This is a genomic window from Achromobacter marplatensis, assembly GCF_049060505.1.
Classification (GTDB): Bacteria; Pseudomonadota; Gammaproteobacteria; order Burkholderiales; family Burkholderiaceae_B; genus Achromobacter; species Achromobacter marplatensis_A.
This window is the reverse complement of record NZ_JBMGRB010000002.1, coordinates 57,117-71,719: the sequence shown is the minus strand read 5'-3', so window position 1 is coordinate 71,719 and position 14,603 is coordinate 57,117. Positions and strand designations below refer to the sequence as shown.

The following is a 14,603-nucleotide window of genomic DNA, read 5'->3' as shown; positions in this document are numbered from 1 at the left end:
GAGTTATGCCCATGTCCGTGCAAGCCCTGGTTCCCGTGGACCCCGCTGACGCCGCCGCTGTGCGCGCCTGGTTCAAAGAACTGTCCGACCACGTGCAAGCCGTGGATTACGCGGCCGCCCGTCATCTGTTCGCCGACGATTTCGTCGCCTTTGGCACGTATACGAATTTCGTCACCGGCCGCGACCATGCGGAAAAGACGCAGTGGCGCAACGTGTGGTTCACGATCGACGATTTCGTGTGGCGGCTGGACGATGTGCAGAATTTCGTGTCGCCCGACCGCCTGTTCGCCGTGGGGATGGCGGTGTGGGATTCGACCGGTTATCACCCGGACGGCAAGCCGTTCGAGCGTGTCGGCCGCGCTACGGTGTCGTTCGCGCGCGAGGCCGTGGGCGAACCCTGGGTCGCCACCCATACACACATGTCGCTGTTCCGCGATACGCCCAGCGTGTCGCACGGCAACAAGCCGGCGCGCAGCTGACGGCGGCTGTTGGCCGGCGTTGCCCCCGACGCAAAAAGGCCCCATCGGATCGGAGTCTCGTGGGGCCTTTGGCGCAGGGCGCTCTGCTACGCCGCCAGATTGCGTTTCAGCGCCTGAACGAGGTCGGCCCGGGCTTCTTGCGCCTGGGGCAGCAGGCGCGTCATGCCGATGAAGCTGTGCGGCACGCCGGAATACACAATGAAGTTCGGGGCGGCGCCAGCGGCGAACAGCTTGTTGGCCAAGTCCAGCGTGTCGTCCAGCAGGGGGTCCAATGCGGCGGCTTGCAGAATCAGCGGAGGCAGGCCGGCCACGTCCGCATGCAGCGGCGCGACGCCGGGATCGGTCAGTTGGGCGGCGTCGGTCACGTACTGGCGCCAGAACCAGTCCAGTTTTTCCGTCGACAGCCCGAAGCGCCCGTCGCCAAATGACTCGTGCGAGGCCGTATCGCGCCGGGCCGACAGCATGCCGTAGATCACCACGCCGGTCTTGATGAAGGCGTCGCCTTCGTCGCGCAGCCGCTGCAACGCGGCCAGCGTCAGGTTCCCGCCGGCCGATTCGCCGCCGACCGACAAGCGCCGCGCGTCCAGGCCCAGGGATGGCGCCTGGTCGCGCAGCCAACGCAGCGCGCCCAACACCTGTTCCAGCGCCACGGGGTAGCGGGCTTCAGGCGACAGCGCGTAAGACAGGCCGGCGGTGACGATGCCGGCGTCGGCTGCGATTTCCCGCTTCCAGCGGTCTAGCGTGTCAAGGTCGCCGTGCGCGAAGCCGCCGCCGTGCAGGTGCAGATACAGCGGCAGCGGGGCGTCCGAGGCGCCTTCCGGGTAGTACAGGCGCAACGTCGCGGGCACTGGCAAATGATCCAGCCGGTGTTCGACCACGCGGCCGACCGGCGGCGCGGGCTGGCTCAGCCATTGTTGGTACGCGCGGCTTTGCTCGCGGGTTTCGGCTAGCGGGGTGGTCAGCACGTTGGGCGTACCCACGCCGTGCTGCTTGGCCAGTGCTTGCGCGGCCAGCACGTCGGCGGCCAGGGCAGGGGTGAAGGTGGCGTTGCTCATATAAATTCCAGTGCTCGCATCCCGTCAGTATGACGCGCTTCGCGGCGCCCGGCCAAATAAGGGCGAGGCATATTGGTCCCGCTTCGCCGCGATGTGCCTGCCATCCGGGCGCTATGATGATTTCCTTTCCGGACGCACCCGGACTTCCGCCGGCCACCGGCGCCTTCTTGGATACGCTACGCATGGATGACCGTCTACAACAGGCGCTGCTTCGGTTCGACCAGTACAACAGCGCCGACCCCAATCTGTTTTCGTGGCAGGGCGAAACCTGTCCTCAAGAATTGTTCCTGGCGCAAAAGCTGCATGAATGGGTGCTGAAATTGGCGCCGGATGCGTCCGAGCCGCTGATCCTGGCCTCTCGTTGCCAGCATATCGGGCGCTGGGAGATCACCAGAAAGTCCTACCCTGAAGGGCGTATCGGCTACCTGACGTGGCGCAAGGCGTTGGCGCGCCATCATGCGGGCATCGCAGAAGGCATTCTGCGCGATACCGGCTACCCGCAAGACGTGATCGACCGCGTGACGGCGATTGTCATGAAGCAAGGCATTAAGCAGGATGCCGATGTGCAGACGATGGAAAACGCCTTGTGTCTGGTGTTCCTGCAATACCAGTACGAAGATTTTCATCCCGCCCACGGCGAGAAGATCGTCGATATCCTGAAGAAGTCGCTGCTGAAGATGGACGCGGCCGGCCATAAGTGGGCGTTGACGCTGCCGTATTCGCCGGCAGGGATGGCGCATATCGAAAAGGCGCTGGCTGGCTGACGCGTTGTTGGCCGCGCAATGGCAAACCCGGCCTGCGGCATAGGCCGCAGGCCGGGTTGCTTGTCGCCATCAGTACCGCCTGGCGGCGGTATTACGCAGGCGTATCGGACGCGGGCTTGCCGGATGCCGGGGCATCGGCGGGGGCATCAGCCGGGGTATTGGCCGATGCGTCAGCCGCGGGCGCTTCGGTGGCAGCGGGCGTGGCGGCGGCGGGTGCCGGCGAATCAGTAGCCGTCGTATCGGCAACCGCTCCATCAGCGACCTTGGCAACAGCCTCGTCGGCGGCCGGCGTTCCGGCGGCCGGCGTTCCGGCGGCAGGAGCGCCTGCCGCGGCAGCGGCTTCCGCCTTCTTGGCCTTGTTGCGGGCGGCGGCGTTCTTGGAAGCGCTGCGCGAAGCCATGCGTTTGGCGTGCTTGGCTTCGTTGGCCGTCACGGCGCCCGAGGGCTCGCCGTTCAGGTCCACGCGCGGCGCGTCTTCCACCATGCAGGTCCAGTAGCGGCGGCCATCACACCAGGTCTTGACGGCTTCCTTGATCTGCGCCTCGTCCAGCTGCAGGGCCTGTGCGTGTTGCACCAGGTCCGCCAGCACGCCCAGCTTCAGCGGAAGTTTGGGAGCGGGATTCTTGGGGAATGCCTTGGGGAAGTGGCGTTGCAGGCGCGAAATCGCGACCACGACTGGGTCCACGGGCGTTTCGCGCTCGCGGCGTTCCGCGCGCTGCGGCCGTTGGCCCTTGTCGCCGCCTTGCGGGCGGGCGCCTTTATCGCTGCCTTGCGGACGCGGGCCCTTGCCGGCGCCTTGCGGCGAACGGGGGCCCTTGCCGCCGCCCTGCGGACGCGATTCCTTCTTGGGGGTCGGCTCTTCGGGCGCTTGCTTGGTGATCAATGCCCGGATCGCGGCTAACTGTTCTAGTCCCATGTGCTACACAAAAAAAAGGTTGAGGCCGTGAGCATCAGCGCTCCGGCGGCTATCCCGACACCACGACAAGCAGTGCCAGGGACAAAAGAATGCCGAACGCGGCCAAGGCGAACGGCAGTAGTAGAACATACACGCCGCGTTCTTGCCCTTGGCCGTGAGCCAAACCGGCCGCGATCGACATTCTTACCGGTGAAAAAATGCCCATCGCCGTGCCCGATACGTGTAACAGCGCAGCCGCTGCCGGCACGTTCAGGCCCGCTTGAACTGCCAATGATAGCTGGGACGGCATGAACAGGCTGTTCGGCGCGTTGCCGCTGTTGGCCAATATGCCGAACGCGCCGGCCAGCACCGGGGTCACCAGGATGGTCCAGTCCTGAAAAGCGGCGAACAAGCCGTCCGCATACGCCTGCGAGATGCCGGCGCCCGCCAGCACTTCGGCCATCATGGCGAAAAGGAACACGGACATGACGGCATGGCGGCCCGTTTGCCAGGATGCGCGCGCCTGGGCGGCCAGCGTGCCGGGTTGGCGGCGCCAGGCAGCCATGGCAAGCGCGCCCGCGATCAGCCAGCTGCCGGCATGCAGGAACGGCAGCCAGGCCGGCAGATCGGCGAATGGGCGGAAGTCGGCCAGCGCGCCCAAGGCGTGGTTGACGGCAGGGATCAGGCGCGTCGCCACCAGACAGGCGATGACCAGGATGTACGGTAACGCGCGCCGCGCCGCGGCCAGCGCTTGCGGGCGGTCGGGGCGGCGGTCCAGCAGAAAGCGCAGCACGATCAACGGGCCGTAGGCGGCCAGCAATGCCGTTTCCGGTCCTAGCCAGGCCGTGGCCGCCGTCAACAGGCCCAGGCTGGCCGCCATCCAGGCGGCTTCCCGCCCGTGTTCGGCGGCGTCCGCCCGCAGGCCGGCGCGGCGGGCCGTCCGCCAGAACAGGATCATCCACACGGCCATCAGCAGCGCCACCGCCACCATGCTGTACAACGCCAGCTGCGGGGCCGGCACGCGCGCATACGCCGACGCCAGCAAGGTGCCGCTGCCCATTGCCCCCCAGGGGATCAGGGTCTGGCTGAGCAAGGCGAACACCATGATGTCGCGCGGTTTCAGGCCCAATGGACGAATCAGCAGCACGGTGCCCAGCATGCCTACGCCGAAACCCGTGGCGGACTCGGCGAACGGCCCGACCAGGAAACAGGCAAAGAACAGGCGCCGGCGGCGGGCCAGCGGGTCGTGCAGCCCGGCCTGGCCTGCCGCCAACGGCGTGTTCCCTTGCGAGGCCATTTGCCAGAACAGCAGCCCGCCCAGGATGTACGGGGTGATGATCCAGCCGATCCACAGGCCGCGTTCAAGCGTCACGGCCAGCTGCGCGCCGCTAAAGGGCACAGGCGCGGCGTAGAGCGCGATGGGAACGGCGGCAAGCAGCCCCAGCACCGCGGCGATCGTGGTGTTGACCCGCCCGCTGGCGATGGCGGCGATCACGGTCAGGGCGGGCAGGGACCACAGAAGATACGTCATGTCGGCGAGTTTATTGCGGTGCGGACGCCGCGGGCGAACGCAGCACGATCTGCGTGATTTCCGAGGGGCGGCCCAGCCGGATCGGGAAGCCGGGCCACAGGCCGGTGCCATTGCTGACATACAGGCTCATGCCGCCCACTTGGTAGCGCCCGGAAACATAGCCTTCGTTGGCCAGTTGCGTTAGCAGGTGCGGGCCCAGGATTTGGCCGCCGTGCGTGTGCCCGGACAATTGCAGGCCTGCGCCGGCTTCTGCGTTCAGCGCCGCGCCGGCGGGGCGGTGGCTTAAAAGGATGACGGGATCATCCGCCTGCACACCGGCCAGCGCCTGCTTCACGTCGGGCGTGGGCTGGTCGTAGGCCGCCGCCATTCTGTCGGTGACGCCGGCCAGCACCAGGCGCTTGCCGTTCGGCGTAAGCGTGACGTGGTCGTTCAACAGCAGGCGCAGGCCCAGCTTGTCGAACGCCGGCAGCCAGCGCTGGTATTCGGCGTAGTACTCGTGATTGCCGGGAATCGCGTAGACGCCGTGGCGGGCGCGCAGCGCTTGCAGGGGCAGCACGTCGGCGACGCGGGCGGCGGTCGTGCCGTCGACCAGATCGCCCGTGATGACCAGCAGGTCCGGGTTCAGGTGGTTGGTCTTTTTGACGACGGCGTCGATCCAGGGCGCTTCCAGCAGACGGCTGGCGTGCAGGTCGGTCAGTTGCACCACGCGGAAACCGTCCAGCTCGGGCGGCAGCTTGGGCAAGACGATTTCAAGCGTCTTCACGTCCGGCACGCGCACCGCCTGCCAGACGCCGATGGCCGCCAGGGCCATGGCCAGCCCGGCGGCGGCCTGGCGCCAGCGGGGCGCGGCCCACAGCCGGCGGCCACGTTCGCGCGAGACGGCGTAGACCGCCAGGCCCGCCACGTCGCGGGCGAGCAGCAGCATGGCCAGCAGAAGCAGGCTGCCGAACAGCCAGCCCAGCAGCATCAACAGGGTGGCCGGAATTTCCGGCGAGGCCATGCTGCCAAAGAAATTGCGCGTGACCAGATGATGTTCCGCCGCCGCCACCAGCAGAAGGGAAAGCAGCGCTTTGGCAGGCTTGGAAACGGACAGCGGCAGAACGAAACGCCAGATGACATAGAGACTGATCAGTCCGGTGAAAACATGAAACACGCGGGGATTCCTACTGAAAGCGGCGGGGAACAGGGGCTGGCGTCAAGAGGCCGGCGCCAGGTTGGAGGCGACGGACATTATCACGACCCGACGCTGGCGGCGTCGGGTAAACCGACGGTCCGTAGGGGCAAAGCGACGGCTTGCGGCGGTTGTCATCGGCCGCAAGCCCGCGTCTGCGCGGGCGCTGCCTGCCGGGGTTTATCGCTTGCCGCGGGCTTGGCGATCGAGCAGGGCGAAGGCGTCACGCATGGGTCGGGGGCAGCCGGCCTGCCCAGGGACGCGCGCGTTCCAGTTGGCCGGCCAGTTCGAACAGCGTGGTTTCGTCGCCGTAGGGCGCCATGAACTGGATACCGATGGGCAGGCCCGCCGCGGTCTGGCAAAGCGGCACGCTCATGGCGGGGATGCCGGCGGCGTTGGCCGGGCGGGTGAACACCGTGCCCTGCATGAATTCGTCCGCGAAGGCGCGCCAGTCCGAGCCGCGCACGTCCAGGGCGGTCATGGGCGCGGGCAGGGTCGGCAGGACGGGCGTCAGCAGCACGTCGACGTCCGCGAACAAGCGGCCCATGCTGCGGGCGACGCTGTTGGCCGTGTTGCGCGCGGCAAGCAAGGCGGGGGCGGACAGGCCACGGCCGTACTCGGCCAGGCCTAGATTGACGGGTTCGAAGCCGTCCGCGTCGGGCGGGCGGCCGGTGTCGGCGGCAAGCGCGTCCACTTCCAGCGCCGTGTAGGCGGCGATGATGCGCAGGTAGGCGTCGGCCAGGGCGGATTCGTCGAAGTTGAAGGCGGCGGCCTGGACGCGGTGCCCCAAGCGGCGGCAAAGGGCCGCGGCATCGTCCAGCGCGGCGGCGATGTCGTCATCCAGGCGCAAGCCCATGCCTGGCCGGGCCACGACGCCGATGCGCAGCGGCCGAGGATCGCGCGCGGCCGCCTGGACGTAGGGTCCCGACTTGGCGGGCGCGGCGTAGAGGGCGCCGGGTTCCGGCGCGTCGGTCAGGTCCAGCAGCAAGGCCGAGTCGCGCACGGACCGGGTCAGGGCGTGGTGGCTGACCAGCCCGCCCCAGTTTTCGCTGGACACCGGGCCGCAAGGCGTGCGCCCGCGAGACGCCCGCAGGCCGAACAAACCGCCGCAGGATGCCGGGATGCGGATCGAGCCCGCGCCGTCGTTCCCATAGGCCAAGGGCACCATGCGAGCGGCCACGGCCGCCGCCGCGCCGCCAGATGAGCCGCCGATGCTGCGGCTGGCGTCCCAGGGGTTCAGCGTGGGGCCGTGTAGCGTGGGCGACGTGGCGATGTTGCCGGAGAACTCCGGCAGGTTCGTCTTGCCTACGATCACCATGCCTGCGGCCTTGTAGCGGCGCACGATTTCGTGGTCGTGCGCCGGCACGTAGCCGCGGGCGGCGCGGCAGCCGAACGACATCGGCACGCCGGCGTAGGTCGGGCAGTCGTCTTTCAGCAGCACTGGCACGCCACGCAGCGGCGCGTTGGCGGGCAAGTGACGCAGTTGCTCTTCGGCCGCTTCGCGCATGGTCAGGATGACGGCATTCAAGCGGGGATTGGCCCGGCCGATGGCGGCGAACGCCTGCGCGACGGCCTCGGCGGGGCTGAGTTGGCCGCCGCGGATGGCGGCTGCCAGCGCGGTGGCGTCGGCGTGACGGTAATCGATATCAGCGTAGGACATATTGGGCGGCCGTGTCAGGGTTGGGTTTTGGTCACGCCCCAGAAGCGGTGCGTGCCCGCAGGCCAGCCCGCGTAGCCCTGCACCACGGGCCGCAAGGCCGTCACGACGGGCAGGTTGAACAGGCCAATGATGGGGATGTCGCGCGCCATGAGTTCGTGCAGTTGGTTGAAGAGGTCGCGCCGCTTGGCCAGATCCGGCTCCATCGCCACCTGCTTGAGCAGCGCGGCGGCCTTGGGGTCGTCCCATTGGCGGGTGGGTTCGAGCTTTTTGTCGCCTATCAGCGATTCGTACATCAGCAACGGGTCCAGACGCGCCGAATAGCCGAAGATGGCCAGTTCATACTGGCCGCGTCCGTAAAGGTCCAGCTGCGACGCCCAATCGCGCACTTTCAGTTCCACATTGATGCCGGAGGCGGCCAGCATGGCCTGCACGATGGTGGCCGCCTGCACGCGTTCCTGGCGGTTGGCCACCAGCAGCGTGATCGGCTGGCCCTTGTAACCGGCCTGCGCCAGCAGCTTGCGGGCCGCGGCGGGGTCGTAGGCCGGCCACGTCTTGCTGCGTTCGTCGTAATAGGGGCTTTGCGGGACCAACACCGAGGGGTTGGCCGTGTACAGCCCTTCGCCCGAGGCTTCGGCCAGATCCGGCAGGCTCAGCGCCTGGGCAATGGCCTGCCGCATGCGCACGTCTTGCAGGGCGGGCGCGTTGGATTGCACCTGCATCACAAGCCAGCTGGGCGTTTGCTGCACCTGTACGGGGATGCCCTGGGCGCGCAGCGTGGCCAGGGTGGTGGGTTCAATGCCGTCCACCACGTCCAGGTCGCCCGAGAGCAGTCCGTTGCTGCGGGTGCTGGCGTCCGGCACGGTCATGAAGCGCAGGACGGGGATGGTGGCCGTCTTGTTGCCGGCATAGCCATCGCGCGCCCCGGGCAGCGCGTCGTAGCCGGCGAAGCGCTTCAGGTCCAATTGGCGGCCCTGCATCATGCCGCCGAAGGCGTAGGGGCCGGTGCCGATGGGGGTGTCGAAGCTGCCGTCCGCCTTGACGGATTCCGGGTGCTGAATCCACGGCGTGCACTGGACGGTAGCCATCGTCATGGGGAAGTTGGGCGCGGGCGCGGCGAACGTGAAGCGCACGGTCAGCGGGTCCACCGCTTGCACCTCCTGCAACGCGGGGCCGATCTTGCCGTTGTAGCGGTTGACGCACTGGAAGTTGGTCTTGGGGTCCAGATAGCGCTTGAAGTTCCAGACGACGGTGTCGGCGGTCAGCACCGCGCCGTTCTGGAAATGCACCTGGGGGCGTAACTTGAACTCGTAGACCTTGCCGTCGTCGCTTGCCTGCCAGCTTTGCGCCAGCACGGGTTTGATCTTCAGGTCTTCGCCATAGGCCACCAGGCCTTCGACGACGTGCGCCAAGACCATGTCGGCGTTGGCGTCACGGTTGACGCCGGGGTTGAGGCTGGCGATGTCGGCGTGCAGCGCCACGCGCAACATCTGGGCGTCGCCGGCGGCGTGGGCGCTCGCGGTCAGCAGGCCGCCAGACAGCAGGGCGAGAAAAGCAAGGTGTCGGTTCATGATTTCCCCTTTATTGTTAAGTGCTTAGCGCCGGGACTTCAAAAAGTCCTCGAAGAAATTTTCCACCGCTTCAATGACATTGAACGGTTCATGGGCTACGCCCGGAACGGTGTCGCGGCGCACCTTCACGCCATGGGCCTCGAAGCTTGCGGCCAGTGCCTCGATCCGCTGGATGCGGTTGTCGCCTTGCAGTTCGGCGCCCGGCATCCACAGCTTGCTGTCCCGCGGAATGGTGATCTCCCAGGTGGCGGTGTCTTCCGTGCCCACCAGCGTCTGCACGGCAACGTCGCGCATGGCGTCGATATCGATCGCGCGGCCAAAGCGCGCCGGCACGTCGCGCACGCCCACCCACCAGTCGTAGTCCTGATTCAACAGCGTCACCACGCCAGGGGCGCCGATGGAGACGGCCTGCAGGCGTTCGGGGTGCAGCATGAAAAAGCGCTGGCAGAACTGCCCGCCGCCCGAATAGCCGTACAGCAGGAAGCGGCGGCCGTTGATGCGGTATTTGGCGATGGCCTCGTCCACCATGGACAGCAGCACGTGGTCGTAGCGGATATCGTGGAATTGGATGCGCTTGTAATTGGCCAGGTCGCCCGGTTCGATAATGCCTACCGGGAACAGGGGGGCCAGCACGATGCAGTCATTGCGTTGCGCGAAATCAGCGAAGCGGTCGCGGTACTGCGCCGCCGTGCGGCCGGTGCCGTGCACGATGACGGCCAGGTCGTAGGCCTTGGAGCCGGCCTCGTCATAATCGGGCGGCACATAGAGGCAGTAGCTGAAGCGCTGGTCGAACTGGCTGGCGAAGAACGGCGTGGCGCCGAAGTCGTAGAAGCTGAGTTTGACGCCGTGGCCCTGGCGGGGCGGGGGTGTCGTGGACATGGGCGGGATCTCCTAGGAAAACGATTCGGCGGGTTGCGCCATGGCAAGCGCGTCGTTGCGCCACTTCAGGCGGACGCCGCCTGCGGCGGTGGCTTCAAGCAGGGGGATGGCGCCCAGCAACTGACGTGTATAGGGTTCGCGGGGGCGGTCAAAGATGGCGTCGCGGGTGCCGGCTTCGACGATCCGGCCCGCCTGCATCACGATGACGCGGTCGGCGATCTGTTCCACCACGCCCAGGTCATGGCTGATGAACAGACAGGAAAAACCGTAGCGCTGTTGCAGGTCCGCCAGCAGGTCCAGCACCTGGGCGCGGACCGTGACGTCCAGCGCCGATACCGCTTCGTCGGCGATCAGCAGCGCCGGCCGCCGCACGAGCGCGCGGGCGATGGCCACGCGCTGGCGTTGGCCGCCGGACAGTTCGTGCGGGTAGCGCAAGCCGAAGCTGCCGCCCAGGCCCACGTCTTGCAAGGTCGAGGCGACGCGCTCGTCTTTCTGCGCGGGGCTCAACCCGGGCGCCAGCCGCAGCGCTTCGGCCACCAGCGCCGATACGGTCATGCGCGGGTCCAAGGACGAATACGGGTCCTGGAAAACCATCTGGCAGTTGTAGCGATAGTCGTTGAAGGCGGCGCCGCGCGCGGCCAGCGGCTGGCCCTTGTAGCGCAGCACGCCGCCCGTCGGCGCGACCAGCCCCGTCAGCACGGACCCCAGCGTGGTCTTGCCGGAGCCGGATTCGCCCACCACGGCCACGACCTCGCCGGGATGGATGTCCAGATCGATGCCGTGCAGCACGCGGTTGCCGGCCTGCCGGGTAAACCAGCCCTGGCGTGCGCCGTATTCCACCGTAAGGCCGCGCGCCGACAGCAACGGCGCCTGCGTGGCAAGCGGACGCGGGGGGCGCCGTTGCGGCAGCGTCGCCAGCAGTTGCCGCGTGTAGTCATGCGCGGGCGCGGCCAGCAATTGCGCGGTTGGGCCGGCTTCGACGATATCGCCGCGCCGCATGACCACCATGCGCTGCGCATAGCGGGCCACCATCGGCAGGTCGTGGCTGATCAGCAGCACGGCCGTGCCGTTTTCGCGGGTCAGCTCCACCAGCATTTCCATCACCTCCCGCTGGATCAGGGCGTCCAGCGCCGTGGTGGGTTCGTCGGCGATCAGCAACGCCGGGCGCAGCAGCATGGCCGAGGCGATCATGATGCGTTGACGCATGCCTCCCGAGAATTCGTGCGGATAGGCATCCAGCACGCGGGACACATCGGGCAGGCCCACGCGGCGCAGCATGGCTTCGATGCGATCGCGATGCGTGGCGCGTTCGCCGGGCGCATGCTGTTCCAGCCCCTCGACCAATTGTTGGCCCACGGTCAGCGACGGGGTCAGCGACGTCATGGGTTCCTGGAACACCATCGCCACCTTCGGGCCGGGCAGGGCGCGCAATTGCGCGGGCCGCAGCCCGTAGACGGAGGTGCCGTCCAGCCGGATGTCGCCGCCCGCGCGGTCAATGGCCTGCGGGGTCAGCCGCATGATGGCGCGGCCCAGCATGGTCTTGCCGGAGCCCGATTCGCCGACCACACCGACGATCTCGCCACGCGCCACCTGCAGGCTGGCTTGCGAAACCACGTTGTGGCCATGGCCGGCGGTGAGCGTCAAGCCGTCGATATCGAGCAGGACGGGGGAAGTCATACGCGCCTCCGCATGCGCGGGTCCAGCCGGTCGCGCAGTGCGTCGCCCAGCAAATTGATGCCCAGTAGCGACAGCGAGATCGCCAGGCCGGGAAAAATAGCCAGCCAGGCAGCCTGGCCAATGTAGGTACGGCTGCCGGCCAGCATGTTGCCCCAGGTCGGCGCGGGCGGCGCCACGCCCAGGCCCAGGAAACTGAGCGAGCTTTCCGCCAGGATGATCCAGCCGCACATCGACGTTGCCATGACGATCACCGGCGCCAGGCAGTTGGGCAGCAGATGCCGCATCAGCGTATAGAGCTCGGAATTGCCCATCACGCGGGACGCCCGGACGAATTCGCGTTCGCGCAGGCTCATCACGGTGCCGCGCACCACCCGCACGACCGACGACATGTAGGCCAGCGCCAGCGCCAGGATGATGCCGGTTTCGCTGGCGCCGAAAACGGCCAGCAGGCCCAGCGCCAGCAGCAGGCCGGGAAAGGCCAGCAGCGCGTCGTTCAGCGCCATCAGCACCCGGTCAGGCCAGCCGCGTAGATAACCGCTGATGGCGCCGATCAGGACGCCGGCGCCGGTGGCCAGCAGCACGGTCACCAGACTGACGCGCAGGCTGGCGGTGGTGCCGCGCATCAGCCGGCTGAACACGTCGCGGCCCAGTTCGTCGGTGCCCATCAGGTGGCTCAGGCTGGGCGCGGCCAGGCGCGCCTTGAAATCAAGCTTGAGCGGGTCGTAGGGCGTCCAGAACAGGGCCACCAACGCCGTGATCACCACGGCCGCGACCAAGGTGCCGCCGAGGACGGCGGTAAGGGAACGACGGTTCATTTCGCGGCCACCCTGGGATCGAAAATCGGATAAAGCAGGTCCACCAGCAAGTTCACCAGGACGTAGACCGTGGCGATGAAAAGCAGGCAGCCCTGGATGACGGGATAGTCCCGGGCGAAGATCGCGTCCACCAGCAAACGCCCCAGCCCGGGGATGGTGAAGACGGTTTCAATGACCGCGATGCCCGCCAGCAGGTTGCCCAGAATCAGGCCCAGCAGCGTCCAGGTGGGGCCGAACGAATTTTTGAAGGCGTGGCGCCACATCACCTTGCTTTCCGGCAGGCCCTTGGCGCGTGCGTGCGTGATGTAGTCCAGGTGCAGCACTTCCAGCGTCGAGGCCCGGGTCATGCGCAAGATCACGCCGATTTCGTGTAGCAGCAGCGTGGCGACCGGCAGCACCAGGTAGAGCAGCGCGCGACCTGGGTTTTCGCTAAAGGCCACGAAGCCCACGACGGGGAACCAGCCCAGTTTCAGCGCAAACAGCAGCAACAGCAGCAGGCCCATCCAGAACGCTGGCAACGACAGCAGTAGCGTGGCGCCGGCCACCAGCGCCAGATCCGCCATGCGGCCTTGGCGCCAGGCGGCGAACATGCCAGCGGGCACGGCCACCAGAGTGGCCAGCACCACGGCGGGCAGCACGATCTGCGCGCTGACGGCGAACCGGTCCAGGATCAGCGTCATCACTGGTTGCCGGTTGGCGATGGATTGCCCCAGATCGCCTTGCAGCACGTGCCCGGCCCAGATGGCGAATTGCGTCGGCCAACTGGCGTTCAGCCCCAGTTGTTCGCGCAACGCGGCAAGACTGGCCGCATCGGCCGAGTCGCCCAACATCAGCGCGGCCGGATCTCCCGGGATCAACCGCACCAGGATAAACACGGCAAGCGCGACGATCAGCAGCGTGGGCAGCGCCATGCCGATGCGCGAGGCGACGAATCTGAGCATGGCGTCAGCGTGCCGCCAGTTCGGACTCGCGCACGTCGACCGCGTCGCCCGGTTCGGCGCCATCCAGCCGGTAGGTGGTGAAGCGCCGATTGGCCGCGGGCATGGGGGCGATTTCCATGATGCCCAGTGCCGGTTCCATCACGATCATCGCCACCGTGGCAGTCAGGTTGCCGCCGTCGCCGTGGCGCGCGGGGCGGCAGACGGAATAGGGCGCCAGGAAGTCGTCGAACAGAGCGGCTTTGACGCCTTCGCGGTCAAGCAGGCGGCCTTGCGCCTGTAGCAGCCGGCGCACCCGCCAATCGCGGTAGAAGCTCTCGGGCACGTGCGGAATGCCCGTGTCGCGCAGCTTGGACAGCGCGATGGCGCCGACCCAGTGGTTCGCGTGCACGATCAGGCCGTCGTCCGGGTACAGCGGAAACGCTTCGTCCGGCGCGCATTCGAAGTCGATGCCGAAGCCCGCCGCCGACGCGATCATGATGTTGTTCGAACACGATTTGGGCGTGGTCGCCACGACCTTTGCCGCCAGCGCAAAGTGTTCCTGTTCCAGCACCTTGCGGCGGATCAGCCCCAGCGGCACGCCCAGGGACCGGTAGTCGCGTTCGCATTCCAGGTAGTTGGCGGTGATGGATACGCCAGCCGCGTTCAAGCCGCTGCGCGCCAGCCCGCCCGCTTCGACGAAGGTCAGGTAGTCGGGGCCGTGGTCCTGGCGCACCCGCAGCACCACGCCGGTGTCGGCGCATTCGGCGCGCCAGTCCCAGTTTTGCGCATGGATCAGATTGCCAGAGGCGCTGCGTTCGGGCAGCAGGATCGCCCCGGTGCAGCCGTCGTCGGCCTCGTCGTCGGGATTGGCCGTGGCGCTTTGCGCCCGCGCCAACGCCATGACCTCGGTACGGGCGTTGATCATCACAATGTCTTCGAACGGCACGCCGGCGCCGGCTGCGATGCCGTGCATTTCCTCTACATAGCTTTCGTCGAATTCCCCGATGCGGCGCGCGTAGTCGGCGATCAGGGCGGTCTTTTGCGCGGCGCTCATGCCGAATCCATCCAGGGCCCCGCCATACAGTGCCACGCTGCGGCGGATGCGGGGGGCCAGCGCCTGTCCGTACTGGCGGCCGCGTTCTTCGGGGCCGCCCGTCAACGTCACGCAGGGAAAGGGAGTGATCGCCAT

13 protein-coding genes are annotated in these 14,603 nt (G+C 67.5%); 2 read left to right on the top strand and 11 right to left on the bottom strand.

Features of this window, described 5'->3' with window-relative positions:
- The first annotated feature begins 11 nt into the window (after window positions 1-11).
- A complete protein-coding gene (locus tag ACI0FO_RS05145; protein WP_416024664.1) occupies window positions 12-479 on the top strand; it encodes a YybH family protein in 468 nt (155 codons plus the stop codon).
- A gap of 86 nt (window positions 480-565) precedes the next feature.
- On the opposite strand, the gene ACI0FO_RS05140 is transcribed toward ACI0FO_RS05145, so the two are convergent.
- Window positions 566-1,534 (bottom strand): alpha/beta hydrolase, encoded by a 969-nt coding sequence (locus ACI0FO_RS05140; protein WP_416024662.1) that lies wholly within the window; start codon window positions 1,532-1,534, stop codon window positions 566-568.
- A gap of 182 nt (window positions 1,535-1,716) precedes the next feature.
- Here ACI0FO_RS05140 and ACI0FO_RS05135 point away from each other — a divergent pair, with 182 nt between their 5' ends.
- Window positions 1,717-2,298, top strand: coding sequence for a DUF4202 domain-containing protein (locus tag ACI0FO_RS05135; RefSeq protein WP_416024661.1), 582 nt, complete (start codon window positions 1,717-1,719; stop codon window positions 2,296-2,298).
- Between the two features lie 91 nt (window positions 2,299-2,389).
- On the opposite strand, the gene ACI0FO_RS05130 is transcribed toward ACI0FO_RS05135, so the two are convergent.
- The 10 genes from ACI0FO_RS05130 to ACI0FO_RS05085 form a co-directional block, all read right to left on the bottom strand.
- Complete coding sequence (locus ACI0FO_RS05130; RefSeq protein ID WP_416024659.1) at window positions 2,390-3,214, bottom strand: ProQ/FinO family protein; 825 nt, start codon at window positions 3,212-3,214, stop codon at window positions 2,390-2,392.
- A gap of 49 nt (window positions 3,215-3,263) precedes the next feature.
- On the bottom strand, window positions 3,264-4,724 hold the full coding sequence (locus ACI0FO_RS05125) for a hypothetical protein (RefSeq protein WP_416024657.1): 1,461 nt from the start codon (window positions 4,722-4,724) through the stop codon (window positions 3,264-3,266).
- A gap of 10 nt (window positions 4,725-4,734) precedes the next feature.
- Window positions 4,735-5,877, bottom strand: a complete 1,143-nt coding sequence (locus tag ACI0FO_RS05120) for a metallophosphoesterase (RefSeq protein WP_416024656.1) — start codon at window positions 5,875-5,877, stop codon at window positions 4,735-4,737.
- A gap of 241 nt (window positions 5,878-6,118) precedes the next feature.
- Entirely contained in the window at window positions 6,119-7,555 is a 1,437-nt protein-coding gene (locus tag ACI0FO_RS05115) for an amidase (RefSeq protein WP_416024654.1), read from the bottom strand.
- A gap of 14 nt (window positions 7,556-7,569) precedes the next feature.
- Complete coding sequence (locus tag ACI0FO_RS05110; protein ID WP_416024652.1) at window positions 7,570-9,123, bottom strand: ABC transporter substrate-binding protein; 1,554 nt, start codon at window positions 9,121-9,123, stop codon at window positions 7,570-7,572.
- Window positions 9,124-9,147: 24 nt separating this feature from the next.
- Window positions 9,148-10,002: an alpha/beta hydrolase gene (locus ACI0FO_RS05105; RefSeq protein WP_416024651.1), complete on the bottom strand. Its 855-nt coding sequence runs from the start codon at window positions 10,000-10,002 to the stop codon at window positions 9,148-9,150.
- Window positions 10,003-10,014: 12 nt separating this feature from the next.
- Window positions 10,015-11,679 carry a dipeptide ABC transporter ATP-binding protein gene (locus ACI0FO_RS05100; protein WP_416024649.1) on the bottom strand — a complete coding sequence of 555 codons (1,665 nt, stop codon included), beginning with the start codon at window positions 11,677-11,679 and terminating at the stop codon, window positions 10,015-10,017.
- Window positions 11,676-12,494, bottom strand: coding sequence for an ABC transporter permease (locus ACI0FO_RS05095; RefSeq protein WP_416024647.1), 819 nt, complete (start codon window positions 12,492-12,494; stop codon window positions 11,676-11,678). Before ACI0FO_RS05095 ends, ACI0FO_RS05100 begins: the two co-directional genes overlap by 4 nt.
- The gene (locus ACI0FO_RS05090) at window positions 12,491-13,435 is read right to left on the bottom strand and encodes an ABC transporter permease (RefSeq protein WP_416024646.1); all 945 of its coding nucleotides are present in this window, start codon (window positions 13,433-13,435) and stop codon (window positions 12,491-12,493) included. The genes ACI0FO_RS05095 and ACI0FO_RS05090 overlap by 4 nt, the downstream gene beginning before the upstream one ends.
- A gap of 4 nt (window positions 13,436-13,439) precedes the next feature.
- Window positions 13,440-14,603, bottom strand: coding sequence for a C45 family autoproteolytic acyltransferase/hydolase (locus ACI0FO_RS05085; protein ID WP_416024644.1), 1,164 nt, complete (start codon window positions 14,601-14,603; stop codon window positions 13,440-13,442).